At 67.7% G+C, this 22,916-nt stretch carries 23 protein-coding genes; 22 read left to right on the top strand and 1 reads right to left on the bottom strand.

What is annotated here, in order from left to right:
* The first annotated feature begins 7 nt into the window (after nucleotides 1–7).
* The 12 genes from AOP75_RS09605 to AOP75_RS09550 all read left to right on the top strand — a co-directional run bounded on the left by AOP75_RS09605 (nucleotide 8) and on the right by AOP75_RS09550 (nucleotide 12,321).
* Nucleotides 8–439, top strand: coding sequence for a YrhK family protein (locus tag AOP75_RS09605; protein WP_083966884.1), 432 nt, complete (start codon nucleotides 8–10; stop codon nucleotides 437–439).
* 74 nt (nucleotides 440–513) lie between these two features.
* Nucleotides 514–1,059: a bifunctional pyr operon transcriptional regulator/uracil phosphoribosyltransferase PyrR gene (pyrR, locus tag AOP75_RS09600; RefSeq protein ID WP_062078866.1), complete on the top strand. Its 546-nt coding sequence runs from the start codon at nucleotides 514–516 to the stop codon at nucleotides 1,057–1,059.
* Nucleotides 1,056–2,021, top strand: coding sequence for an aspartate carbamoyltransferase catalytic subunit (locus AOP75_RS09595; protein ID WP_062078865.1), 966 nt, complete (start codon nucleotides 1,056–1,058; stop codon nucleotides 2,019–2,021). The genes pyrR and AOP75_RS09595 overlap by 4 nt, the downstream gene beginning before the upstream one ends.
* On the top strand, nucleotides 2,014–3,321 hold the full coding sequence (locus tag AOP75_RS09590) for a dihydroorotase (protein WP_062078864.1): 1,308 nt from the start codon (nucleotides 2,014–2,016) through the stop codon (nucleotides 3,319–3,321). Before AOP75_RS09595 ends, AOP75_RS09590 begins: the two co-directional genes overlap by 8 nt.
* Nucleotides 3,318–4,466, top strand: coding sequence for a glutamine-hydrolyzing carbamoyl-phosphate synthase small subunit (carA, locus tag AOP75_RS09585; protein ID WP_083966882.1), 1,149 nt, complete (start codon nucleotides 3,318–3,320; stop codon nucleotides 4,464–4,466). The genes AOP75_RS09590 and carA overlap by 4 nt, the downstream gene beginning before the upstream one ends.
* Nucleotides 4,466–7,759: a carbamoyl-phosphate synthase large subunit gene (gene carB / locus AOP75_RS09580; protein ID WP_062078862.1), complete on the top strand. Its 3,294-nt coding sequence runs from the start codon at nucleotides 4,466–4,468 to the stop codon at nucleotides 7,757–7,759. The genes carA and carB overlap by 1 nt, the downstream gene beginning before the upstream one ends.
* Nucleotides 7,760–7,885: 126 nt before the next feature.
* Nucleotides 7,886–8,728 carry an orotidine-5'-phosphate decarboxylase gene (gene pyrF / locus AOP75_RS09575; protein WP_062078861.1) on the top strand — a complete coding sequence of 281 codons (843 nt, stop codon included), beginning with the start codon at nucleotides 7,886–7,888 and terminating at the stop codon, nucleotides 8,726–8,728.
* A gap of 40 nt (nucleotides 8,729–8,768) precedes the next feature.
* Complete coding sequence (gene mihF / locus AOP75_RS09570) at nucleotides 8,769–9,080, top strand: integration host factor, actinobacterial type (protein WP_062078860.1); 312 nt, start codon at nucleotides 8,769–8,771, stop codon at nucleotides 9,078–9,080.
* Nucleotides 9,080–9,634, top strand: coding sequence for a guanylate kinase (gene gmk, locus AOP75_RS09565; protein ID WP_062078859.1), 555 nt, complete (start codon nucleotides 9,080–9,082; stop codon nucleotides 9,632–9,634). The genes mihF and gmk overlap by 1 nt, the downstream gene beginning before the upstream one ends.
* Before the next feature lie 49 nt (nucleotides 9,635–9,683).
* Complete coding sequence (rpoZ, locus tag AOP75_RS09560; protein WP_062078858.1) at nucleotides 9,684–9,953, top strand: DNA-directed RNA polymerase subunit omega; 270 nt, start codon at nucleotides 9,684–9,686, stop codon at nucleotides 9,951–9,953.
* A gap of 9 nt (nucleotides 9,954–9,962) precedes the next feature.
* Nucleotides 9,963–11,207, top strand: a complete 1,245-nt coding sequence (gene coaBC / locus AOP75_RS09555; protein ID WP_062078857.1) for a bifunctional phosphopantothenoylcysteine decarboxylase/phosphopantothenate--cysteine ligase CoaBC — start codon at nucleotides 9,963–9,965, stop codon at nucleotides 11,205–11,207.
* Nucleotides 11,208–11,529: 322 nt separating this feature from the next.
* Entirely contained in the window at nucleotides 11,530–12,321 is a 792-nt protein-coding gene (locus AOP75_RS09550; protein ID WP_152650042.1) for an endonuclease domain-containing protein, read from the top strand.
* A gap of 114 nt (nucleotides 12,322–12,435) precedes the next feature.
* Here the strand turns inward: AOP75_RS09550 and AOP75_RS09545 are convergent, their stop codons facing one another.
* On the bottom strand, nucleotides 12,436–12,915 hold the full coding sequence (locus tag AOP75_RS09545; protein ID WP_062078855.1) for a YpsA SLOG family protein: 480 nt from the start codon (nucleotides 12,913–12,915) through the stop codon (nucleotides 12,436–12,438).
* Nucleotides 12,916–13,040: 125 nt separating this feature from the next.
* Between AOP75_RS09545 and metK the strand changes: the two genes are divergently transcribed.
* The 10 genes from metK to AOP75_RS09495 all read left to right on the top strand — a co-directional run bounded on the left by metK (nucleotide 13,041) and on the right by AOP75_RS09495 (nucleotide 22,910).
* On the top strand, nucleotides 13,041–14,210 hold the full coding sequence (metK, locus tag AOP75_RS09540; RefSeq protein WP_062078938.1) for a methionine adenosyltransferase: 1,170 nt from the start codon (nucleotides 13,041–13,043) through the stop codon (nucleotides 14,208–14,210).
* Nucleotides 14,211–14,212: 2 nt separating this feature from the next.
* Nucleotides 14,213–16,132, top strand: a complete 1,920-nt coding sequence (locus AOP75_RS09535; RefSeq protein ID WP_062078854.1) for a primosomal protein N' family DNA-binding protein — start codon at nucleotides 14,213–14,215, stop codon at nucleotides 16,130–16,132.
* A gap of 30 nt (nucleotides 16,133–16,162) precedes the next feature.
* Entirely contained in the window at nucleotides 16,163–17,098 is a 936-nt protein-coding gene (fmt, locus tag AOP75_RS09530) for a methionyl-tRNA formyltransferase (RefSeq protein WP_062078853.1), read from the top strand.
* Entirely contained in the window at nucleotides 17,095–18,495 is a 1,401-nt protein-coding gene (locus tag AOP75_RS09525) for an RsmB/NOP family class I SAM-dependent RNA methyltransferase (RefSeq protein WP_062078852.1), read from the top strand. Before fmt ends, AOP75_RS09525 begins: the two co-directional genes overlap by 4 nt.
* A 10-nt stretch (nucleotides 18,496–18,505) precedes the next feature.
* Nucleotides 18,506–19,168 (top strand): ribulose-phosphate 3-epimerase, encoded by a 663-nt coding sequence (gene rpe, locus AOP75_RS09520; protein WP_062078851.1) that lies wholly within the window; start codon nucleotides 18,506–18,508, stop codon nucleotides 19,166–19,168.
* Between the two features lie 5 nt (nucleotides 19,169–19,173).
* Nucleotides 19,174–20,208, top strand: coding sequence for a bifunctional diaminohydroxyphosphoribosylaminopyrimidine deaminase/5-amino-6-(5-phosphoribosylamino)uracil reductase RibD (ribD, locus tag AOP75_RS09515; protein ID WP_062078850.1), 1,035 nt, complete (start codon nucleotides 19,174–19,176; stop codon nucleotides 20,206–20,208).
* On the top strand, nucleotides 20,208–20,801 hold the full coding sequence (locus AOP75_RS09510) for a riboflavin synthase (RefSeq protein ID WP_062078849.1): 594 nt from the start codon (nucleotides 20,208–20,210) through the stop codon (nucleotides 20,799–20,801). The genes ribD and AOP75_RS09510 overlap by 1 nt, the downstream gene beginning before the upstream one ends.
* The gene (locus AOP75_RS09505) at nucleotides 20,798–22,069 is read left to right on the top strand and encodes a bifunctional 3,4-dihydroxy-2-butanone-4-phosphate synthase/GTP cyclohydrolase II (RefSeq protein ID WP_062078848.1); all 1,272 of its coding nucleotides are present in this window, start codon (nucleotides 20,798–20,800) and stop codon (nucleotides 22,067–22,069) included. The genes AOP75_RS09510 and AOP75_RS09505 overlap by 4 nt, the downstream gene beginning before the upstream one ends.
* Nucleotides 22,066–22,533 (top strand): 6,7-dimethyl-8-ribityllumazine synthase, encoded by a 468-nt coding sequence (ribH, locus tag AOP75_RS09500; protein ID WP_062078847.1) that lies wholly within the window; start codon nucleotides 22,066–22,068, stop codon nucleotides 22,531–22,533. Before AOP75_RS09505 ends, ribH begins: the two co-directional genes overlap by 4 nt.
* A gap of 113 nt (nucleotides 22,534–22,646) precedes the next feature.
* Complete coding sequence (locus tag AOP75_RS09495; RefSeq protein ID WP_062078846.1) at nucleotides 22,647–22,910, top strand: phosphoribosyl-ATP diphosphatase; 264 nt, start codon at nucleotides 22,647–22,649, stop codon at nucleotides 22,908–22,910.
* The last annotated feature ends 6 nt before the right edge of the window (nucleotides 22,911–22,916 follow it).

The following is a 22,916-nucleotide window of genomic DNA, read 5'->3' as shown; positions in this document are numbered from 1 at the left end:
GGACAAGATGAGCGAAGAACCCTCGAGCGAGGAAGCCGCTTACGCTGAAGGCGAGCGCGCGGGCCGTCGCCAGGAGCGGGCGCGCGAACGGGTAGTGCGCGCCGGCGACCCGGAGGCGATTTTCGACGAGCCCCAGGGCGACCTGAGTTTGCGCTTCGGCAAGCGTCAGATCGACATTGAGCGCCGCTGGGAGGCGGCCTCGATCCTCAACGACATGTTCATTGGTGTGCTGTTTGTGGCCGGCTCCGTGCTCAACTTCTTCAGCGACATCGAGACCGTGGGATTGGTGCTGTACCTGCTGGGATCGCTGCTCCTGCTGGTGCGCCCGTTCATCCGCCTGGCAAGGCGCACCCACGTGCGGAGGATGGATGTGCGGTCCCGTCCGCGGGTGTACCGACCGGACCTTGATCCAGAGCGGAACGGCGGCGCTGGGGCCTGAGATCGTCAGGTAGGCTCGTCCATGCAAGATTTCCTTTAAGGACCGTCCAGAGAGGCGGGGAAGGAGGTCTCCAGGTGACTGGGACCATTCTTGGCGCGCCCGACATCGGCCGCGCTCTCACACGTATTGCTCATGAGATCCTCGAGCGCAATGAGGGCCCCGAGTCCCTCGTGCTCCTCGGAATCCCCACCCGAGGCGTCCCGCTCGCTCAGCGGCTCGCCGAACGCATCGCAGAGGTCGAACCCAGTTTCGATGCCCACGCCAGGTGCGGCTCCCTCGACATCACCATGTACCGAGACGACCTTCGCAGCCAGCCCACCCGGAGCATCGGCCCCACGACCCTTCCCAGCGTCGGTATCGACGACGCCACCGTGGTCTTGGTCGACGACGTTCTCCACACGGGCCGCACCATTCGCGCGGCCCTTGACGCCATCAAGGATGAGGGCCGCCCCACCGCGGTCCAACTCGCCGTGCTGGTGGATCGCGGCCACCGCGAGCTGCCCATCCGCGCGGACTTTGTGGGCAAGAACATCCCCACGTCACGCTCCGAACGGGTGCACGTGCGCCTTGCGGAGACTGACGGTGAAGACGCCGTCACGCTGACGGGAGGCCGCGCATGAAGCACCTCCTCGGAACGCAAGACATGTCCCGCGCGGATGCCACGCTGATCCTCGACACCACCGCACAGATGGCGGCGACGCAGGAGCGGGAGATTCGTAAACTCCCCACGCTGCGCGGCCGCACCGTGGTGAACCTCTTCTTCGAGGACTCCACCCGCACGCGGATCAGCTTCGAGGCCGCCGCGAAGCGGCTGAGCGCGGACGTCATCAACTTCTCCGCCAAGGGATCCTCGCTGTCGAAGGGGGAGTCGCTCAAGGACACCGCGCTCACGCTGCAGGCCATGGGGGCCGATGCCGTGGTCATCCGCCACTGGGCCTCCGGCGCCGCCGACCGGCTTGCGCACTCGGGCTGGATGCACGGTGCGGTGTTGAACGCGGGCGACGGCACGCACCAGCACCCCACGCAGGCGCTGCTGGACGCCTTCACGATGCGCCGCCACCTCGTGGACAGCCCCGAGGGCAAGGGCCTTGACGGCCTGACAGTCGCGATCGTGGGCGACGTCCTGCACTCCCGCGTCGCCGGATCTAACATCGCCCTGCTGAAGACCCTGGGCGCGAACGTGGTGGTCGTTGCACCGCCCACGCTGCTGCCCTTCGGCATGGCCTCGCGTACCGACATCTCGGTCCACTACACGCTGGACTCCGCGCTCGAGGCGCATGACCTCGACGCGATCATGATGCTGCGCGTCCAGCGCGAGCGGATGACCGGCGGGGGATCGGGATTCTTCCCCTCGCCCGAGGAGTACACGCGCCTGTTTGGCCTGGACCGCGCGCGCATGGACCGCATGCCGGACCACGCGATCATCCTTCACCCCGGCCCCATGAACAGGGGTCTGGAGATTTCCGCGGAGGCCGCAGACTCGCCGCGCTCCGTCATTGTCGAACAGGTCAGCAACGGCGTCGCCGTGCGCATGGCCGCCCTGTACCTGCTGCTGTCCGGAGAGGAGGCGCCCAGTGAGTGACACGGCCGCCATCGTCATTGAGAATGCGTCGCTGTATGGCGACACCACCGCCGACCTCGTGATTGTCGACGGACGCATCGCGTCCTTGGATAGGGCCGATGCCCCGGCTGGCGCCCGTACGCTCGACGCCTCCGGACTGGTTGCCCTTCCCGGTTTGGTGGACATCCATACTCACCTGCGCGAGCCTGGGCGGGAGGACGCGGAGACCATCGAGACCGGCTCGCGTTCCGCAGCCCAGGGCGGCTTTGTCGCCATCCACGCCATGGCCAACACCACGCCCACCGCGGACACCGCAGGTGTGGTGGAGCTCGTGGCCTCCCGCGGCCGCGAGGTGGGCCTCGTCGACGTGTTTCCTGTGGGTGCGGTCACGGTCGGCCTCGAAGGCACGCAATTGTCCGAGATGGGCGCCATGGCGAACTCGCGCGCCCAGGTGCGGATGTTCAGCGACGACGGCAAGTGTGTCCACGACCCCGTCCTGATGCGCCGGGCGCTCGAATACGTGAAGACCTTTGACGGCGTGATCGCGCAGCACGCACAGGACCCCCGCCTGACCGAGGGCGCGCAGATGCACGAGGGCCTCGTCTCCGCAGAGCTGGGACTGGCCGGCTGGCCCGCGGTCGCCGAGGAATCGATCATCGCCCGCGACGTGCTGCTGGCCGGCCACGTCGGGTCGCGCCTGCACGTGTGCCACCTGTCCACGGCGGGCTCAGTCGACATCATCCGCTGGGCCAAGGCCAAGGGCATCGACGTCACGGCGGAAGTCATGCCGCACCACCTGCTCCTCACGGACGAGTCGGTGCGCGGTTACGACCCCCGCTTCAAGGTGAACCCGCCGCTACGTACTCAGGAGGATGTGGATGCTGTACGCGCCGGCTTGGCCGACGGCACCATCGACGTGGTCGCCACCGACCACGCCCCGCACCCCGATGAGGACAAGGACTGCGAGTGGGGCGCCGCCGCGATGGGGATGATCGGGCTCGAGACCGCCCTAGGCATTGTGCAAAAGACCATGGTGGACACGGGCGCCCTGTCGTGGCGCGACGTGGCGCGAGTCATGTCGACCACCCCAGCGAGCATCGGCCGTGATGCCGAGCACGGTCGCCCGCTGGAAGTCGGCGAGCCAGCCAACATCACCCTCGTGGACCCCGCAGCGGCGTGGACGGTCGAACCGTCTGCCACTGCCTCACGGTCCAACAACTCGCCCTTTGGCGGGATTGAACTTCCGGGACGCGCCGTCGCCACCTTCCTGCGCGGCCGCCCCACGTATCTTGACGTTTCGTTTGAAGGAGCATTCGCGTGAGTGACACCCCCGCGGTCCTCGTCCTCGAGGACGGCCGGACGTTTGACGGCGCCGCCTATGGCGCGACCGGCCAGACTCTGGGAGAGATCGTCTTCAACACCGGCATGACCGGCTACCAGGAGACGCTGACCGACCCCAGTTACCACCGTCAGATCGTGGTCATGACGGCACCACACATCGGCAACACCGGCGTCAACGATGAGGACGACGAGTCCCGCCAGATCTGGGTCGCCGGCTACGTCGTGCGCGACCCCGCACGCCGCCCCTCCAACTGGCGATCCCAGCGCACGCTAGACGATGACCTGGTCGCCCAGGGCATTGTCGGGATCTCCGGCATCGACACCAGGCAGCTCACGCGGATCCTGCGCGAGGGCGTGATGCGCGCAGGCATTTTCAGCGGCGACGCGCTGGTGCGGGACGGTGCACGTGTCCCCACCGAGGAACTCGTGGAGCGCGTCACGGCCGGCGCCGAAATGTCGGGCGCCCACCTGGCCGACGAGGTCTCCGTCACCGAGGCCTACGTGGTCGAGCCCGCCGAGGGTGTCGAGCACGTTGCCGATGTGGTCGCGGTTGACCTTGGCATCAAGGCCAACACCCCACGCATGATGTCCGAGCGCGGCATCCGCGTCACCGTGGTGCCGTCCTCGTGGACCGCAGAGCAGATCCTCGCCGAGAACCCCGACGGCGTGTTCTTTTCTAATGGCCCCGGTGACCCCGCCGCCGCGACACACGCGGTGGACCAGCTGCGCAAGGTGCTCGACGCCAAGGTGCCCTTCTTTGGCATCTGCTTTGGCAACCAGATGCTGGGCCGCGCGCTCGGCTACGGCACCTACAAGCTGCAGTTTGGCCACCGTGGGATCAACCAGCCCGTCATGGACCGCACCACAGGCAAGGTTGAAGTCACGGCCCATAACCACGGCTTCGCCGTCGACGCACCCCTGGACGGCGAAAGCGAGTCGCCTGCCGGCTACGGCCGCGTCAAGGTGAGCCACGTGTGCCTGAACGACGACGTCGTTGAGGGCCTGGAGTGCCTTGACCTGCCTGCCTTCAGCGTGCAGTACCACCCCGAGGCCGCGGCTGGACCGCACGACGCCTCCTACCTGTTCGATCGTTTCATCTCCGTCATGAAGGGGGAGCGCGCCTAATGCCCAAGCGCGACGACATTTCCTCAGTCCTCGTCATCGGTTCCGGCCCCATCGTCATTGGCCAGGCCTGCGAGTTCGACTACTCCGGCACCCAGGCGTGCCGCATTCTGCGCGCCGAGGGCGTGCGAGTGATCCTGCTCAACTCCAACCCCGCCACGATCATGACGGACCCGGAGTTCGCCGACGCCACGTACGTGGAGCCCATCACCACCGACGTGATCGAGGCGATCATCGCCAAGGAGCGCCCCGACGCGCTGCTGCCGACCCTGGGTGGCCAGACCGCGCTCAACGCCGCGATCTCTGCGGCTGAGGCCGGCATCCTCGACAAGTACGACGTCGAACTCATTGGCGCGAACCTTGAGGCCATCAACCTGGGTGAGAACCGCGAACTGTTCAAGGGCGTCGTGGAGCGCTGCGGCGCCGACTCCGCCGCCTCGCGCATTTGCCACACCATGGACGAGTGCCTGGCTGCCGCCGAGGAGCTCAATTACCCGGTCGTGGTGCGCCCATCGTTCACCATGGGAGGCCTGGGGTCCGGCTTCGCGTACAACGAGCAGGACCTGCGCCGCATCGCCGGCGCCGGCCTGCACTATTCGCCCACCACCGAGGTGCTCCTGGAGGAGTCGATCCTGGGGTGGAAGGAGTACGAGCTCGAGCTCATGCGCGACCGCAACGACAACGTCGTGGTCGTGTGCTCGATCGAGAACGTCGACCCCGTGGGCGTGCACACCGGTGACTCCGTGACCGTGGCGCCCGCCATGACCCTCACCGACCGCGAATACCAGCGCATGCGTGACGTGGGCATCGCGATCATCCGCGAGGTGGGCGTCGACACTGGTGGCTGCAACGTGCAGTTCGCCGTGGACCCTGAGACCGGCCGCCTCATCGTCATCGAAATGAACCCGCGCGTGTCGCGTTCGTCCGCACTCGCGTCGAAGGCCACTGGCTTCCCGATCGCGAAGATTGCCGCCAAGCTCGCGCTGGGCTACACGCTGGACGAGATCCCCAACGACATTACCGGCTCCACCCCGGCATCGTTCGAGCCCACGCTCGACTACGTGGTCGTGAAGGTGCCCCGCTTCGCGTTCGAGAAGTTCCCCGCGGCGGACCCCGTTCTCACCACGACCATGAAGTCGGTGGGCGAGGCCATGTCGATTGGCCGCAACTTCACCGAGGCGCTGGGCAAGGCGCTGCGCTCGATCGACAAGAAGGGCATGAACTTCCACTGGGAAGGCGACGCGCCCAACGAGGCCCAGGTTCCCGAGCTGCTCGAGGCCATTGTGGTTCCCACCGAGAAGCGCTTTATCCAGGTGCAGCAGCTGCTGCGCGCGGTGCTCGCGGGAACGTGCACCGTGGAGCAGATTTTCGACGCATGCAAGATTGACCCCTGGTTCCTTGACCAGATGCTGCTCATGAACGAGATCGCTGCAGACGTCGCGGCTGCGGACAGCCTGGACGCCGACCTGCTGCGCACGGCCAAGCGCCACGGCCTCGCGGACGCGCAGATCGCGCAGCTGCGTGGCATTACGGTCGAGGAGGTCTTCGCGGCCCGTGCCGACCTGGGCGTGCAGCCGGTCTACAAGACCGTGGACACCTGCGCAGCCGAGTTTGAGGCCCGCACGCCGTATCACTACAGCACCTACGAGGCCGAGTCCGAGGTCGCTCCCCGCGAGCGCGAGGCCGTCCTGATCCTGGGCTCCGGCCCCAACCGCATTGGCCAGGGCATCGAGTTCGACTACTCGTGCGTGCACGCAGCCCTGAGCCTCAAGGACCAGTACGAGACCATCATGGTCAACTGCAACCCCGAGACCGTCTCGACGGACTACGACACCGCGAACCGACTGTACTTTGAGCCGCTCACGTTCGAGGACGTCATGGCGGTCTACGAGGCAGAAAAGGCTGCCGGTCCGGTCAAGGGAATGTTCGTGCAGTTGGGCGGGCAGACTCCGCTGTCGCTCGCGCAGCGTCTGGCCGATGCCGGGGTGCCAATTCTTGGTACCTCGCCTGAGGCGATCGACAACGCCGAGGACCGCGCGGCCTTTGGCCGCGTGCTCGAGGGTGCAGCACTTCCCGCCCCGGCCTTCGGCACCGCGCACGGTATCGATGAGGCCATCGAGATTGCCGAGCGTATTGGCTACCCGGTGCTGGTGCGCCCGTCCTATGTCCTGGGCGGACGCGGCATGGAGATTGTCTACTCGCGCGCTCAGCTTGAGGACTACGGCACTCGCATGGCGGACATTGGCGACCACGCCACCGACGCGCCGCTGTTGATCGACCGGTTCCTCGACGACGCGATCGAGATCGACGTCGACGCCCTGTACGACGGCGAGGAACTGTACCTGGGTGGCGTGATGGAGCACATCGAGGAGGCCGGCATTCACTCCGGTGACTCGGCGTGTGTGCTGCCCCCGGTCACCCTGTCCGAGTCAGAGCTCCAGCGGATCCGTACCTCCACCGAGGCCCTTGCCAAGGGAATCGGCGTGCGCGGGCTCATGAACGTGCAGTACGCGCTGCAGTCTGGCGTGCTCTACGTCCTTGAGGCGAACCCGCGCGCCAGCCGCACGGTCCCGTTCGTGGCGAAGGCGACGGGTGTGCCGTTGGCCACCGCCGCATCGCTGGTCATGACGGGCACGTCGATCGCGCAGCTGAAGGCAGATGGCGTGCTGCCCGAACAGGACGCGGCGCGCATCGACATGTCGCAGCGCATCGCCGTCAAGGAGGCAGTGCTCCCATTCAAGCGCTTCCGCACCCACGAGGGCCTGGTTGTCGACACGGTGCTGGGACCGGAAATGCGCTCCACGGGAGAGGTCATGGGCTTCGACGCGACCTTCCCGCTCGCATTCGCCAAGTCACAGGCCGCCGCCTTCGGCGGGCTGCCCACAGGCGGCAAGGCGTTCGTGTCCGTCGCCGACCGCGACAAGGGTGCGATCTCGTTCCCCGTCGCCCGTCTCGCGCAGTTGGGCTTCGAGATCCTCGCCACCGCGGGCACCGCGCAGGTGCTGGGTCGCTACGGCATCCCCGCCACGGTCGTGCGCAAGTACTCCGAAGGCACCGGACCCGAGGGTGAGCCCACCATCGTGGACCTCATCAACGAGGGCCAGGTGCCGCTCGTGATCAACACGCCGTCCGGGCAGGGCGCGCGTGCCGACGGCTATGAGATCCGCGCCGCGGCCACCGCAGCGGACTCAGCCATCGTCACCACCACGCAGCAGTTGTCGGCGGCCGTCCAGGCCATCGAAGCGCTGCAGGCGGGTCCCTTCGAGGTGCTCAGCCTGCAGGACGCGACTGCCTGACGCCCGTCCCTGAACCCCGTGTAGACCTGCGGATACGCTCTCGTGCGCTCGCCGCACGCCAGAGCGTATCCGCAGGTAGCATGGCTGTAACGACCGGCGTGGGAACGCTGGAAGAGGAGACCACGTATGACATTCGGCGCACGGTTGTCGACCGCGATGGCGGAGTTTGGCCCGCTATGCGTCGGCATCGACCCCCACCCGGAACTGCTCGAGCAGTGGGGTTTGCCCGACACCGCAGAAGCTCTGGAGAGCTTTGGCGAAACCGTTATTGAAGCATCGGCCGGGCACGCTGCGGCCGTCAAGCCCAATGCCGCCTTCTTTGAGCGCCACGGCGCCAGGGGAGTGGCCGCCCTCGAGGCAGTGCTGCGCAAGGCGCGCGAGGCGAACCTGCTGAGCATTCTTGACGCCAAGCGGGGAGACATCGGCTCCACCATGGCCGGATACGCCCAGGCGTTCCTGGTGCCAGGTGCGCCGCTGGAGTGCGATGCGCTCACCGTGTCCCCGTACCTCGGGTTCGGGTCGCTGACGCCCGCGGTCGATTTGGCACGCGAACACGGCAAAGGACTGTTTGTGCTGGCGCTCACCTCAAACCCAGAGGGTCACGAAGTGCAGCATGCCCGCAGCGCGACGGGCGAGGCGGTCGCCGCCTCGGTTGTGCGTCAGGCGGCGCAACTCAATGTGGGGGCGGAGCCCATGGGCTCCGTCGGACTGGTCGTGGGAGCGACCGTGGGAACGGCGGTGCTGGATCTCGGCATCGGCCTCGACGGCCTTAACGGGCCCATCCTCGCGCCAGGAGTGGGCGCACAGGGCGCGGGTGCGGCAGAGTTGTCCCAGGTATTCGGGAACTCTCGCGGCCTCGTACTCGTCAATCAATCGAGGGGGGTCCTGCGTGCAGGTCCCCATGCCTCTCAGTTGCGGGCGGCCGTGATCGACGCGTCGCATGCAGCGCAGACCGCGCTGGCGGGATAACCCCGTCAGCGTCACCTCCCACAAGAGAAAGGAAGGGACCGTGGCGACACCTGAACTAACCGACGAGCAGCGTGCTGCGGCTCTCGTGAAGGCCACCGCCGTGCGATCCGCGCGCCGTGTCTTCAAGGAGAAGTTGACGAACGGGGAGATGAGCCTGGAGAAGGCCATCTCGACAGCGAAGGCCGATGAGGCTCTGGCCGGTATCCGCGTGCGAGACCTGCTCCAGTGCCTGCCCGGCATTGGTCCTAAGCGCGCCGAGACCGCCATGGAGGACATCGGCATCTCGCCCGCACGCCGCATCCGCGGACTCGGTGCCCACCAGGTCGAGGCGCTCATCGCGCGCGAGGGCTGATGGGACGACTCGTCGTCCTAGCGGGACCCACCGCGGTGGGAAAGGGCACTCTCCTCAAGGCTCTCCTGGAGCGCCACCCCGAGGTATGGGTGTCCGTGTCTGCAACGACCCGTCCTGCTCGACCCGGCGAGCGGGACGGTGAGGATTATCACTTTGTGTCCGACGAGCGCTTCGATGCTCTCGTGAGCGACGACGGCTTACTCGAGTGGGCCACGGTGCACGGCAAGCACCGCTACGGCACGCCCCGACAGCCCGTGCTTGACGCCGTCGCTGCCGGTCGTCCGGCGGTCCTGGAAATCGATCTCGACGGAGTCCGTCAGGTCCGCACCACCATGCCAGAGGCACACTTTGTCTTTGTGGCACCCCCATCATGGGAGGAACTGGTCCGCCGCCTCGAAGGCCGTGGAACCGAGTCCGAGGCCGAGCGCGAACGCCGGCTCACGACCGCGCGCCAGGAGATGGCCGCCATCAATGAGTTTGATGAGGTCGTCGTCAATGACGATCTCGACGCCGCACTTGAGCGCCTCGAGGGCATCGTCCTCGAAGCGCGCTAGACTTGTGCGAGTTTTGTTCTGTCAATCCCGCCAATCCTGAGGAGTAATCGTGGCCGGAACCGTCGCACAGCCTGAGGGCATTACCAACCCTCCCATTGACGAGCTGCTGGAGAAGGTGGACTCCAAGTACGCCCTGGTGATCTACGGCTCCAAGCGCGCTCGCCAGATCAACTCGTACTACGAGGCGCTCGGTGAGGGCCACTTCGAGAACGTGGGCCCGCTCGTGGAGGCCGACTCCACCGACAAGCCGCTCTCCGTCGCCTTGCGTGAGATCAACGAGGGCAGCCTGCTGGACCTGGGCGACTCCGCCGAGAAGTAGGCGCCATCCATGCGCGTCCTCCTGGGCGTCACCGGCGGCATCGCCGCGTACAAGGCGGCGCTGGTGCTCAGGCTGCTCAAGGAGGACGGGCATGATGTGCGAGTGGTGCCCACCGCGGCATCCCTGAAATTTGTGGGCCGGGCCACCTGGGAGGCTTTGTCAGGACACCCGGCACCCACCGAGGTCTTTGACGACGTCCCTTCCGTCCAGCATGTACGGCTAGGCCAGCGGGCCCAGGCTGTAGCGGTGGCACCCGCCACCGCTGACTTCCTGGCGCAGATGGCTGCGGGGCGCGCGCAGGACCTCCTTGGCAACGCGCTTCTGGCTACCGAGGCACCCATCCTGGTGTGCCCCGCGATGCACACCGAAATGTGGCGCGACCCCTCCGTGGTCGCCAACGTGGCGACGCTGCGCGAGCGTGGCGTGACCGTCCTTGAGCCGGCCGTCGGGCGCCTGACCGGCCCCGATTCTGGGCCCGGGCGTCTTCCCGATCCAGAGGATGTTGTCGCGGCGCTCTACGCCCTGGTGAGTGGGCCAAATCCAGCAACCCCGGCATCGGCCCTCCAGGGCGACCACGGGAGTTGGGGAGACCTCGACGGCGTGCGCGTGCTGATCTCGGCCGGCGGCACCCGCGAGCCGATCGACGCGGTGCGCTACCTCGGCAACCGGTCGTCTGGAATGCAGGGATTCGCCCTGGCAGAGGCCGCCCGCGAGCGCGGTGCGACCGTGACCGTTGTCGCCGCGAATGTGACGCTCCCACTTGGCGAAGGCGTGGAGCGCATCGACGTCGAGTCGAGCGCCCAGCTCCAGAAGGCCATGGAGTCGCGGGCGCCCGACGCGGACGTCGTCATTATGGCCGCGGCGGTAGCGGACTACCGTCCTGTTCAGGTGTCGCCGTCCAAGCTGAAGAAGTCGGGCGGCGAAGGCATGGTGCTGGAGTTGGAGCAGACTCCGGACATTCTCGCTGGGCTTGCGGCCGCGCGTCGCGACGGACAAGTCGTTGTCGGTTTCGCTGCGGAGACGGGGGATAGCGGCGGATCCGTCCTCGACTATGGCGCCGCGAAGGCTCGCCGCAAGGGCGCAGATCTCCTGGTGGTGAACGCCGTGGGAGATGGAAAGGGATTCGGCACCGCGGATAATGCGGTCACGATGCTCGACGAGCACGGCGACCCCGTAGCCCAGGCGCAAGGCACCAAGCTCGCGGTCGCCCACGCGATCCTCGACGCCCTCCCGCTGCGCCCCTCCTCCCGCTAGCCCCTCCTCGCGCGGGCCTCTCCTCGTTCGTGCATCTGAGTGCCGGAAAGTGCGACTAAACCGGCACCTAGATGCACGCGAGCGTGGAGCGCGGTCCTGTCCACGGCGCCGCATGAGTACGGCTTCGTCCACAGATTGATGGAGGTTAGCCCCGGGTGCGCTACAGAGTCGCTGGGATGGGTAGGTGCCATCGACGCCCGAACCGTACCTCCCGCAGCCCCTTGTCGGGGAAAAGATCGCTGCATATCTGCACCGTGTGGCGCGACCAGCCCGGCGGGCTACCCTCACGTCGTGGTTTTCGCGCCATAGCCTCGATGCTGGTGTGACAACCGGGGAGATCTGCCGCGTTCGGCCGGGGGTGTACGTAGGCCACGCACACCGTGAGGATCCGCTCGCGAGGGCTCTCGCGCTGAACGTGTGGCTTCCTCGCGGACTCGTTTCTGGTGAACTAGCTCTTGCGATCATGGTCCCCGAGTGGCCGGCGCCTGCTGCGGACGCGGTCGTGGTGCCCCACGGCTATCGCGTCGCCGATCACGACCGCCTTCACGTCCGGTACACGACCGTGTGGCCCAAGGCTCGGGAAGCGCAAGGCGCCTTCGCCGTCAACGCAGCGGCGGCGGTGATCGATGCGTGGATCCAGGCGAGCCCCGAGTCCCGGGAGGACGTGATCTACCGGCCGCTGTGGAGCCAGGTCACGTCGGCCGATGCCCTCGCCGCCGAGCTCGCCCGCCGCGTTCGGGTGAGGGGGCGCCGGGCGTTGCTCGACCTTCTGAGGCACTTCTGGGAAGGCGCTCACTCACCAATGGAGGTGATCGCGAAGCGAGATGTCTTCTGCGGCCCAGAGTTCGCGGCATTCCAGTGGCAGCGTGTCATCTACGCGCGTGGGCGCACGGTCGTCGCGGACATGTGCCACGAGCGAGCCAAACTGATCGTGGAACTTGACGGACGCGCATTTCACGGCGCCGGTCTTGCGTGGGCTCGGGACCGTGAGCGTGACGTGATCACCGCCTCTGTGGGCTTCCAAACCTTGCGGCTGACGTGGGAGGACCTCACGCGGCGGCCGCAGTGGTGCCGAGAGATGGTGACGCGCGTGGTGGCCCAGCGCCTGCGCTAGCAGCCCATCCACCTCCATCGTGCATCTCAGTGCCGGTTTTGCGACGGATTCCGGCACTCAGGTGCACGAACGGGTGGTGGTCAGGTGCAGCGAAGGGAAAGGCGCGACGGTGGGTTACACCAGGGTGAGGAGGGCGTCCATGAACTTCCGTGCCCCGTCGTAGACCCCCGGCGACTCCGACGCGCGGGGCCCTACCACATTGAGGATGAGTTCGCGGCCGATGCCGGCGAGCCACGCGTGTGCGTCCTCGGGCGTTGAGGGATTCACCAGGACGGGGCGACCGGTGGCGTGGGCGTAGTCAAGGGCGAGTGAGCAGCCGGGGGACTCGACCGTGACACCTAGCGCGATGGTCGCGTGCGAATCGCGGATGTTCAGTCGAGTCCGGACCGCCGGGTCCGCCTCGATCGTGGGCTTGAGTCCCGGATACGTCACGAGAACCCCGGGCGCATACGGCTTGTCCTCAGCCCAGCCCCCGGCGGGGCACCAGCCGCCATGGACCACACTTGCGCGAATGGCGGCGTCCAACGCGGCCCGGTCAACGCCCGTTTGACCGCCGGCGTACACCCGCGAGACCACCGCCAACTGTGTGTCCATGACCTTCCCCTCGTGGACGCGTCCGCGCCCACCCAAGATGACCGTAGCAAGACGGCGCTGACCAGCGGCAGGGACTCAGGTCCCGGCTGCGGCTAGTGTCGGTGGGCACCACTAGGCTGTCCGGCATGAGCGATCTGCGACTTTTCACGTCCGAGTCCGTCACCGAGGGCCACCCCGACAAGGTATGCGACCAGGTATCCGACGCGATTCTCGACGAGATGCTCCGCCAAGACCCCGCCGCTCGCGTGGCAGTGGAGACCATGGTGACGACGGGCTTGGTGCATGTGTCAGGGGAGGTGACGACGGAGGCGTACGTCGACATCCCCGGCACCATTCGCGAGGTGGTGAACTCCATTGGCTACACATCCTCGAAGGTCGGCTTCGACGGCGACTCGTGTGGGGTGTCCGTTTCCATCGGCGAGCAAAGCCCGGACATCTGGGCGGGAGTGGGATCCGCGACGGACACCGATGGTTCCGAACTAGGAGCCGGCGACCAGGGCCTCATGTTCGGGTACGCATGCCGGGACACCGAGTCGCTCATGCCTTTGCCCATCGCCGTTGCGCACGCACTCACTCAGCGATTGGCCCAGGTACGCAAGGCCAACGATGTGGAGGGATTGCGCCCCGACGGTAAGGCACAGGTGACCATCGGGTACGACGGCGACACACCCCGGACTGTCGACACCGTCGTCTTGTCCAGCCAGCACGCCGAGAGTTGGGAGACCGCTGACCTGCGCGCGGCGCTGGCGGAGTCGGTCATTGACCCCGTCCTGGCATCCTTCGATCTCGACGCGACCGGGCACCGCAACCTCATCAACCCCACCGGCCGCTTTGAGATTGGCGGACCCAAGGGCGACGCCGGTCTGACGGGCCGCAAGATCATTGTCGATACCTACGGAGGCATGGCGCGCCACGGCGGCGGTGCATTCTCGGGCAAGGACCCCTCGAAGGTAGACCGGTCCGCGGCCTACGCCATGCGCTGGGTCGCCAAGAACGTGGTGGCCGCCGGACTGGCCGACCGGTGTGAGGTACAGGTCGCCTTCGCGATCGGCACCGCACACCCAGTGGGCTTGTACGTCGAGACCTTCGGCACCCACACCGTGGCCCCCCGCTCGATTGAGGCGGCCATTCGCGAGGTGTTCGACCTGCGCCCCCAGGCGATCATTGACGCATTGGATTTGCGCCGGCCCATCTACCGCTCCACGGCGGCCTACGGTCACTTTGGGCGCGAACTCGACGACTTCACGTGGGAGCGCACCGACCGCGCCGAGGCTCTCGCGAGCGCCGCACAGTAGCGATGCCCGCACCCATCGCGAGGGTGCGGCTCGACTCCCCGCTGCCGCATCTGGACCGCGACTTCGACTACGCGATCCCGGAGAAGCTGCACGGCACGGTCGCAGTGGGCTCACGGGTGCGCGTGCCCTTCGCGGGCCGGCTTGTGGGTGCCGTCGTCATGGAATGCGCGGAGACCACCGACTTTGACGGGAAGCTCCTCGACGTGAAGAGCAGCTCGGCTATCCCGTCATTCACGCCGGAGGCGCTCGAGCTCGCCAAGGACGTCGCCCGGCGCTACGCGGGATCGGTGTGGGACGTGTGTCGTTTGATGGCGCCCCCGCGCGTCGCCTCTGTCGAGAAGCGCCCCTGGGGCGAGCCCCAGCCAGACATCTCTTACGCGCAGGCCCGTATGCGGTTGGACACCGAGCCGCTCGTGGGCACGGGGCAGCGCGCGATCTGGCCCGGTTTGCCTGAGGGTGAGGGCCGATGCTCGGTCCCGGTCCGCGCTGTGGTCGCCACTGCGGTAGCGAACCTTGGAGAGGACGCGTCCGCGATCGTGGTGGTGCCCGACGCCCGCGCCCAGCGCGCGGTCCTCGCCGAATGCGAGCGGCTTGGCCTCAAGCGGTGGACGGCTCGCTCGGGTGGTCAGGTGGCGGTCCTGGCCCACGACGATGGTCAGACGGCCCGGTTCGGGTCGTACGTCGCCGCAATGACGGGCCATGCCCGGATCGTGGTGGGCACGCGCCCTACGGTGCTGCAGCCCGTGCCGCGGCTGGGCGCGCTGATCCTGTGGGATGAGGCGAACGGCGTGTACGAGGAACTCCACGCACCGTATCTGCACGCACGCACAGTGGCGGCGATGCGCGCGACGGGTGACGTTGCTGCGCTCGTGGGCGGGTACGCCCTGAGCGTCGACGCCGCCGCGCTGGCGGAACACGGCTGGGCACGGTGGTGCGAACCGGCCCGGGACGCGGTGCGTGCGGCCGTTCCCGCCATCGATGTCCTCACTGAGGACCGCCGCGAGCAGGAGGGCGGTGCTGGCCGCCACTGGATGCCCGGCTCTGCGTGGCGGGCGCTGAGCGCTGCGATCGATCGCGGTCCGGTGGGCGTCATCGTTCCCCGCGCCGGCTATGTGAACGCCGCTGCATGCGCGCGGTGCGACGAGTGGGCGGTGTGTCGAGACTGCGACTCGCCACTGGCGATCTCTGGCGCCGGCGCGGACCCCGTGTGCATCGCCCACGGTCACGTGCAACCGCATTGGCACTGCCCTGAGTGTGCGAGCAACCGACTCAAGCACTTGCGCCAAGGCGTGGAGCGCATCGCCGAGCAGCTCGCGCGCATGGCTCCCGGCACCACCTTGACGGTCTCGAGCGCAGGCACGGGAGTGGTGGACGACTTCACCGTCTCCGACGGAATCGTGCTCGCCACGCCGTCCGCGCTGCCGGCCGTTGCCGGCGGCTACGCCCACCTGGTCATTGTGGACGCGGGTGTCCCGGCAGGTCTGGGTTTGGGGGGCGAGCTCACGGCCATTCGGTGGTGGTTGTCCGCTGCGGCGTTGGTGCGATCGCGTGCCGACGGAGGTGCCGTCACGGTCGTGGGGGAGGTCCCAGAGGCGGTGCGGCGCGCCTTGGCCACGTGGTCGCCCGCTGACGCGGCGCGCGACGCATACGAGGAGCGCGCGGAATTGGGGTTTCCGCCTCACCGTCGGCACATTCAGGTGACGGGGGCCAGCTCTTGGGTGACCACAGCGCTGGACCGGGCCGGCATCGCTGATGGCCGCGCCAAGGTGACTGTCATCCCGAGAGGCGATGGGGCATCGGCCCTCATGACGCGTGGCGCCGCGCAAGGCGCGGTGGACGCGATCCGCGCCGTCCAACGCGAAGCGTCAAAGGAACGTGGCGATCTCCGTGTGCGAGTCGATGGCCCGCTGGACCTGACGTAGCGCCCACTTACGGTCACTACGATGGTGCCCATGCGTGTGATCTTCGCCGGAACTCCTGACGTGGCCGTGCCAACGCTGGAGGCGCTCGTGGCGTCGCCACACGATGTGGTCGCGGTGGTCACGCAGCCCGACGCCCGCGGCAAACGCGGCAAGACGCTCCACGCCAGCCCCGTCAAAGTCGCTGCTGAGGCTCACGGCCTCGACGTGCTGACGCCGGCTAGCGCCAAAGACCCCGAGTTCATCGCGCAGATCGCCAGCCTCAAAGCGGACGCCGCCGCCGTCGTCGCCTACGGGCAAATCCTGACGCCGGCGCTGCTCGACACGGTCGCCACCGGCTGGGTGAACCTCCACTTTTCACTCTTGCCGACTTGGCGTGGCGCGGCACCTGTGCAGCGCGCCATCATGGCTGGCGACGAACTAAGCGGCGCGAGTACGTTCATCATCGAAAAGGGCCTGGACACTGGGCCCGTGATCGGAACAGTGACCGAGCGCGTGCGAGCGAAGGACACCTCAGGCGACCTGCTGGAGCGGCTCGCACACGTGGGTGCGCCGCTCATGGTGCAGTCCCTGGAGGCGCTCGTCTCCGGGGAGGCGGCCCCCGTGGCTCAGAGCACGGATGGGGTCTCCTACGCCGCGAAGCTCACCCGCGACGACGCCTACGTGGTGTGGGACCGCCCGAGCCACGTGGTGGACCGGCAGATTCGTGGGTGTACGCCCGCACCTGGAGCATGGACGACCATGCCCGACGGTTCCGTCGCCAAGCTGGGCCCCGTCACGCCCGCTAAAGATCAGCCAAGCACCGTCCCGGGTCAGGTCCGCGCCGAGGGCGACCGGGTGCTCGTCGGCACCGGTACCGACCCGGTCGCACTCAGTTGGATCGCGCCTGCGGGCAAGAAGGCGATGGACGCGACCGACTGGTGGCGTGGCGCCCGCCTGGGTGACAGCGCGCAGTTGGGCGAGGCATGAAGGCGGACAAGGCACGGCTGACTGCGTTCGAGGTCTGCCTCGCGGTACAGACGCAAGACACGTACGCGAACCTGTTGCTTCCAGCGAAGATGCGCGAGCGGGGTCTCAAGGGACGCGATGCCGCCTTTGCCACCGAACTGACCTACGGCGCCCTGCGGATGCGTGGGCGCTACGACGCGATCATCGCCAAAGCAGCCAAGCGCCCGGTCGACGAGCTCGACGGTGAAGTCGTCGTGGCGCTGCGCCTTGGGGTGCACCAGGCGCTCGGTATGCGCGTCCCTCCCCATGCGGCCGTGTCCACCACGGTCGAACTGGTGCGTTCCGCGCGTGGCAAGGGAGCAGCGGGCTTTGCCAACGCCGTCATGCGGCGCGTTGTTGAGGCGGATCTTGACGTGTGGCTCACGCGGATCGCGCCGGGCACGAGCCGCGAGTCGCTGGCGACGCGTCATTCTCACCCGGCATGGGTCGTGGGCGAGCTCGAGCAGGCGCTCGTCCGTGATGGCCGGCCGGGTCAAGTGGAAGATCTGTTGGTGGCGGACAACGCGCCGCCCAGCGTCACACTGGTCGCGCGCCCTGGGCTGATCGAACGCGATGATCTGACCTCCCAGGTGGACGGCAGCACCCCGACCGTCCTGTCGCCCTGGGGCGTCTCGCTGCCGGCCGGCGATCCCGGCGACGTTGCGGCCGTGAGTTCCGGACGCGCCGCCGTCCAGGACGAGGGCAGCCAGCTGGCGGCAGCAGCGCTGATCTTCGCAGAGGCAGCGCTGGGGGCCGATGCCCACACGGCTGGCCTGCGATGGCTCGACATGTGTGCGGGGCCAGGCGGAAAGGCGGCCCTGCTGGCCGCCCACGCTGCCTCGCGTGGAGAGCACCTCGACGCGTGGGAGTTGCATCCCCACCGCGCCGACTTGGTGACGCGCGCGCTGCAGGCGGTTGACCCCGAGGCCTGGGAGGTGAGCACCGGTGACGCGCGCGCACGCGGCGAAGCCGGCGCCTTTGACAGAGTGCTGCTCGATGCCCCCTGCACGGGATTGGGCGCGTTGCGCCGCCGACCGGAGTCACGGTGGCGCCGGACCCCGAGCGATCTCGAGGACCTTGTCGATCTGCAGGTGGCACTGATCAATCAGGCTGCCCGCCTGGTCTCGCCGGGAGGTGTCGTGGCGTATGTGACCTGCTCGCCGGTGATTGCGGAGACGCACGCGATCGTCGCTGCCTCCGGCCTGCGGCGGCTCGACACCCGCTTGGCGCTGGCAGCAGCCACCGACACCACCGTCGAATCGTGGGGCTCTGGCCCACACGTGCAGCTGTGGCCGCACGTGCACGGAACCGATGCCATGTTCATCCAGTTGCTGCAGACGGAGCGCTCCGCGGATGTGACCGTGGGCACCAGCGACTAGCCTGGTGCTCATGGGAATGCAGATCGCCCCGTCCATCCTGTCCGCCGACTTCGCGAACCTCGAAACGGAGATCGCGCGCGTCTCCACCGCTGACTGGCTCCATTTCGACGTCATGGATGGTCACTTTGTGCCGAACCTGACGGTCGGTCTGCCGGTGCTGGAGCGGATCGCCCAGGTGTCTCCCATGCCCGTCGATGCGCACCTGATGATCGAGAACCCGGACCGCTGGGCACCGCGATACGCGGAGGCCGGCGCAGCGTCGGTGACCTTCCATTACGAGGCAGCTAAGGATCCCAAGGCGATTGCTCGCGACCTGCGCGCGCTCGGAGTACGCGCGTCCGTGGCGCTCAAGCCAGGCACGCCGGTGGACGCGGTGCTGGATGACATCAAGTACTTTGACATGGTCCTCGTCATGACGGTCGAGCCAGGGTTCGGTGGCCAGTCCTTTATGCCGGACATGCTTCCCAAAGTGGAGGCGTTGCGCGCCGCAGCTCGCGACGCCGCTCACGACTTGTGGATTCAGACCGACGGCGGGATCGCCCGCGACACGATCGAGCAAACCGCGCGGGCCGGGTGCGATGTCTTTGTCGCTGGCTCCGCCGTGTACGGCGCCGCGGACCCGGCGGCAGAGGTCGACGCGCTGCGCGACCTCGCTGCTGCGGCAGCGAAATAGGGCCGATGCCTGACTCACCCCACGGGACATCGGTCACCTCCGACGGGGCGATGGACCTCGCCGTGACACTCGCAGGTCAGGGACCCGAGCAAGGACCCAACCCCCGAGTGGGCTGCGTGATCACGGACGCTGACGGCGCGGTCATCGCCCAAGGATGGCATCGGGGTGCTGGCACACCTCACGCCGAGGTGGCCGCCCTCGCTGATGCCCGCGAGCGCGGCGTCGACGTGACGGGGGCCACTGCCTACGTGACGCTCGAGCCGTGTAACCACACGGGACGTACGGGACCGTGCGCCGAGGCACTGCTCCACGCCGGCATCGGCAACGTGCGCTACGCGGTACCCGACCCCGGCGACGCCTCCAGCGGCGGCGCGGCCACGCTGAATGCTCACGGCATCGACGCGCGCCTCGCGCCACACGACGGCGCGCGGGAACTGACCCGCCGGTGGCACAGGGCAGTGACCCAGGGACGCCCCTACGTGATCGCCAAGTGGGCTGCCACCCTCGACGGACGAATGGCGGCCCAGGACGGGACTGCGTTTTGGATAACCGGGCCCGAGGCTCGCGAGCATGCGCACCACATGCGCGCACGTGTGGACGCGATCGCCGTGGGCACCGTGACTGTGGAGACCGACAACCCCAGCCTGTCCGCGCGCCCAGGCGGCACGGAACAGGGGCCCCAGCCGCTGCGCGTCGTGATTGGCTCGCGGGACACTGCGGGCGCCGCGGTGTGGCGCGACGGCAACGCGCTGGCGATCCGCTCGCACGACCCCGCCACGGTGCTTGCTGAGCTCCATGCTCGGGAGGTGCGCACGCTCATTGTGGAAGGCGGTCCCACCGTGCTCAGCGCGTTCTTAGCGGCCGGATTGGTCGACGAGGTCAACGCGTATATTGCGCCGGCGGTGCTGGGTGACGGACCCGCAGCGATCAGTGGCATGGGAATCTCCACCATGACGGACGCGTTGAGGCTCACAGAGGTGACTCATGCCTCCATGGGGGCAGATATTCTTGTCACTGGTCTTGTCACGGAAGGAACCTGATGTTCACGGGCATCGTCGAGGCGGTGGGCACGGTTGAATCCGTCTCCGACGCTGGCGCGCAAGCGCAATTCACTATTCACACCGACGGGTTCGGGGAAGAACTGGTCCACGGAGAGTCGATCGCCGTGAACGGCGTGTGCCTGACCGTCGCCAAGCACACGGGCGACACGTGGCTGGCTGACGTCATGAAGATCACCCTCGACACCACGTCACTGGGCGACTTGAAGGCCGGCGATCGCGTCAACATCGAGCGCGCCATGCGTGCCGACGGTCGCTTGGGTGGGCACATCATGCAAGGCCACGTCGACGGGACGGCCGTGCTCATCGCACGCGACTCCCAGCCAGACTGGGACAACCTGACGTTCGCATTGCCCGATGACCTGCTGCGCTACGTCGTGCGCAAGGGTTCCATTGCACTGAACGGCGTGTCACTCACGGTCGCCGAGCTTGAGGGCAACGAGGCCACGGTGTCGCTGATCCCCACCACGCTGACCGAGACAATCTTTGGCGAGGCCAAGGTAGGCGACAGGGCGAACGTTGAGGTGGACGTCCTCGGTAAGTACGTCGAGAAGATGCTGGGGGAGCGCGCATGAGTGCCGACCTCACCCCGCACCAACCGCTGACCGACGCGGACACCGCCAGGATTGAGCAGGCGCTTGCCGACCTGCGCGATGGCAAGCCCGTCCTCGTGGCGGACTCGCATCACCGCGAAAACGAGGCGGACTTCATTATGTCCGCCCAGACCACCACGGTCGACTGGGTCGCGTGGGGGATTCGGCACTCCAGCGGGTACCTGTGTGCCCCCATGCCAGGACCCACCGCAGACGCGCTCCACCTGCCGTTGATGGTGCCCAATAGTCAGGATCCCCGGCGCACCGCTTACACCGTGTCAGTGGACGCCGCGGAGGGAATCACGACGGGCATCTCCGCCGCCGACCGCCACCGCACCTTGCAGGTGCTGGCGCGACCCGAGCGCAATCCCGATGACGTGATCCGTCCGGGACACGTGCTGCCGTTGCGCGCCGTCGCCGGGGGAGTGCTGCACCGCCCGGGCCACACCGAAGCTGCGGTGGACTTGTGCCGTCTGGCAGGGCTCGAGCCAGTCGGTGTGATCGCGGAGATGGTCAACGACGACGGCACCATGATGCGTGCGGGCGACGCCACGGCGTTGGCTGCGCGCGAGGGCCTGGTCTTCATGACGATCGAGGAACTGATCGCGTACCGCCTCGACAAGGGCGACGAGGCTCCGCCTGTCGAGCCCGCTCCGGCCCGCGTGGTCGCGCTAGGCGAGGCCCGGCTCCCTACGCGGCACGGCGAACTGACCATTCACGGTTACCGCGACGCACGCACGGGTGACGAGCACGTTGCGCTCACGGCTCCGACCCCTGAGGGAAAGACCCCCGTGGTGCGCGTCCACTCCGAGTGCCTCACCGGAGACTCGTTCGGCTCGCTCCGATGCGACTGCGGACCCCAATTGGACGCCGCGATCGCGCGCGTCGCGGCCGAGGGCGGCGCCGTCGTGTACCTCCAGGGCCACGAGGGGCGCGGCATCGGGATCGTCGCCAAGATCCAGGCGTATGCGCTCCAGGACAGTGGACGCGACACGGTGGACGCCAATACTGACCTCGGGCTCCCCATCGACCGGCGCGAGTACGGTGCCGCAGCGGCGATCCTCACCGACCTGGGACTGACCGAGGTCGCGTTGATGACTAACAACCCTGCGAAAGTGGCCGCGATGCGCGCATCTGGCATCGCCGTGACGGAGCGCGTCCCCCACCGCTACGGTGAACACCCGGAGAACGTTGACTACCTGCGCACCAAGATTGAGCGCATGGGCCACCTGACAGGAGAAGACGCATGAGTGGAGACGGCGCACCAGCCATCGAGGTCGACGGCCGCGGCATGACCGTGGAGATTGTCGCCAGCCAGTGGCACACCGACGTGATGGACGGATTGGTGAGCGGTGCAGTCGAAGCCGCGAAGAAGGCGCATGCGGGCTACCGCGTGACGCGCGTCGCGGGTGCATTCGAGCTCACGGTGGTCGCGGAAAAGCTCGCGCGTCAAGGCGCCGACGCCGTCGTTGCCCTGGGCGTTGTGGTGCAGGGGGAGACCCCTCACTTTGAGTACGTCTGCCGCTCCGTCACCGACGGCCTGACGGAGGTGGCGCGCCAGCATCTGGTGCCCGTCGGATTCGGCGTGCTCACCGTCGACACCGTCGAGCAGGCACTCGCCCGTGCGGGCCTTGAAGGTTCGGTTGAGGACAAGGGTGCCGAGTCCGTCGAGGCGGCCCTGTCCACCGCGCTGACGCTGCGCACGCTGGCGTAACCGAAGCATCGGCCCGCTCACACTCGCGCCCCAGGTCCCCCGTATCCCGGTGGGGTGCGGGCTGCCGCGATGCGCGTGCCCCGGCAAAGCGTTCGTCCTACTAGGCTGGGCGCGTGAAGAACTTTGACGACCTTTTTGCCGAACTGACCGCCCGTGCAGCGGAGCGCCCCGAGGGCTCCGGCACCGTCGAGATGCTCGACAAGGGCGTCCATGCGATCGGCAAGAAGCTGGTCGAGGAGGCTGCCGAGTCGTGGATGGCGGCGGAGTTCCAGTCCAAAGAAGAGGCCGCCGAGGAACTCTCCCAGCTCCTGTACTGGGCCCAGGTCATGATGGTCGCGAAGGGTCTTACCCTCGACGACGTCTACCGCAACCTTTAAGGAAGA

It is taken from the genome of Demequina globuliformis (genome assembly GCF_000975155.1).
GTDB classification, from domain to species: Bacteria; Actinomycetota; Actinomycetes; order Actinomycetales; family Demequinaceae; genus Demequina; species Demequina globuliformis.
This window is presented reverse-complemented; position numbering and strand designations above follow the sequence as displayed.

Excerpts from the sequence above, each read along its gene's own strand:
- AOP75_RS09605 (WP_083966884.1), top strand. The coding sequence starts at position 8 with ATGAGCGAAGAACCCTCGAGCGAGGAAGCCGCTTACGCTGAAGGCGAG.
- AOP75_RS09595 (WP_062078865.1), top strand. The coding sequence starts at position 1,056 with ATGAAGCACCTCCTCGGAACGCAAGACATGTCCCGCGCGGATGCCACG.
- carB (WP_062078862.1), top strand. The coding sequence starts at position 4,466 with ATGCCCAAGCGCGACGACATTTCCTCAGTCCTCGTCATCGGTTCCGGC.
- pyrF (WP_062078861.1), top strand. The coding sequence starts at position 7,886 with ATGACATTCGGCGCACGGTTGTCGACCGCGATGGCGGAGTTTGGCCCG.
- gmk (WP_062078859.1), top strand. The coding sequence starts at position 9,080 with ATGGGACGACTCGTCGTCCTAGCGGGACCCACCGCGGTGGGAAAGGGC.
- coaBC (WP_062078857.1), top strand. The coding sequence starts at position 9,963 with ATGCGCGTCCTCCTGGGCGTCACCGGCGGCATCGCCGCGTACAAGGCG.
- AOP75_RS09545 (WP_062078855.1), bottom strand. The coding sequence starts at position 12,915 with ATGGACACACAGTTGGCGGTGGTCTCGCGGGTGTACGCCGGCGGTCAA.
- metK (WP_062078938.1), top strand. The coding sequence starts at position 13,041 with ATGAGCGATCTGCGACTTTTCACGTCCGAGTCCGTCACCGAGGGCCAC.
- AOP75_RS09535 (WP_062078854.1), top strand. The coding sequence starts at position 14,213 with ATGCCCGCACCCATCGCGAGGGTGCGGCTCGACTCCCCGCTGCCGCAT.
- fmt (WP_062078853.1), top strand. The coding sequence starts at position 16,163 with ATGCGTGTGATCTTCGCCGGAACTCCTGACGTGGCCGTGCCAACGCTG.
- AOP75_RS09525 (WP_062078852.1), top strand. The coding sequence starts at position 17,095 with ATGAAGGCGGACAAGGCACGGCTGACTGCGTTCGAGGTCTGCCTCGCG.
- rpe (WP_062078851.1), top strand. The coding sequence starts at position 18,506 with ATGGGAATGCAGATCGCCCCGTCCATCCTGTCCGCCGACTTCGCGAAC.
- ribD (WP_062078850.1), top strand. The coding sequence starts at position 19,174 with ATGCCTGACTCACCCCACGGGACATCGGTCACCTCCGACGGGGCGATG.
- AOP75_RS09510 (WP_062078849.1), top strand. The coding sequence starts at position 20,208 with ATGTTCACGGGCATCGTCGAGGCGGTGGGCACGGTTGAATCCGTCTCC.
- AOP75_RS09505 (WP_062078848.1), top strand. The coding sequence starts at position 20,798 with ATGAGTGCCGACCTCACCCCGCACCAACCGCTGACCGACGCGGACACC.
- ribH (WP_062078847.1), top strand. The coding sequence starts at position 22,066 with ATGAGTGGAGACGGCGCACCAGCCATCGAGGTCGACGGCCGCGGCATG.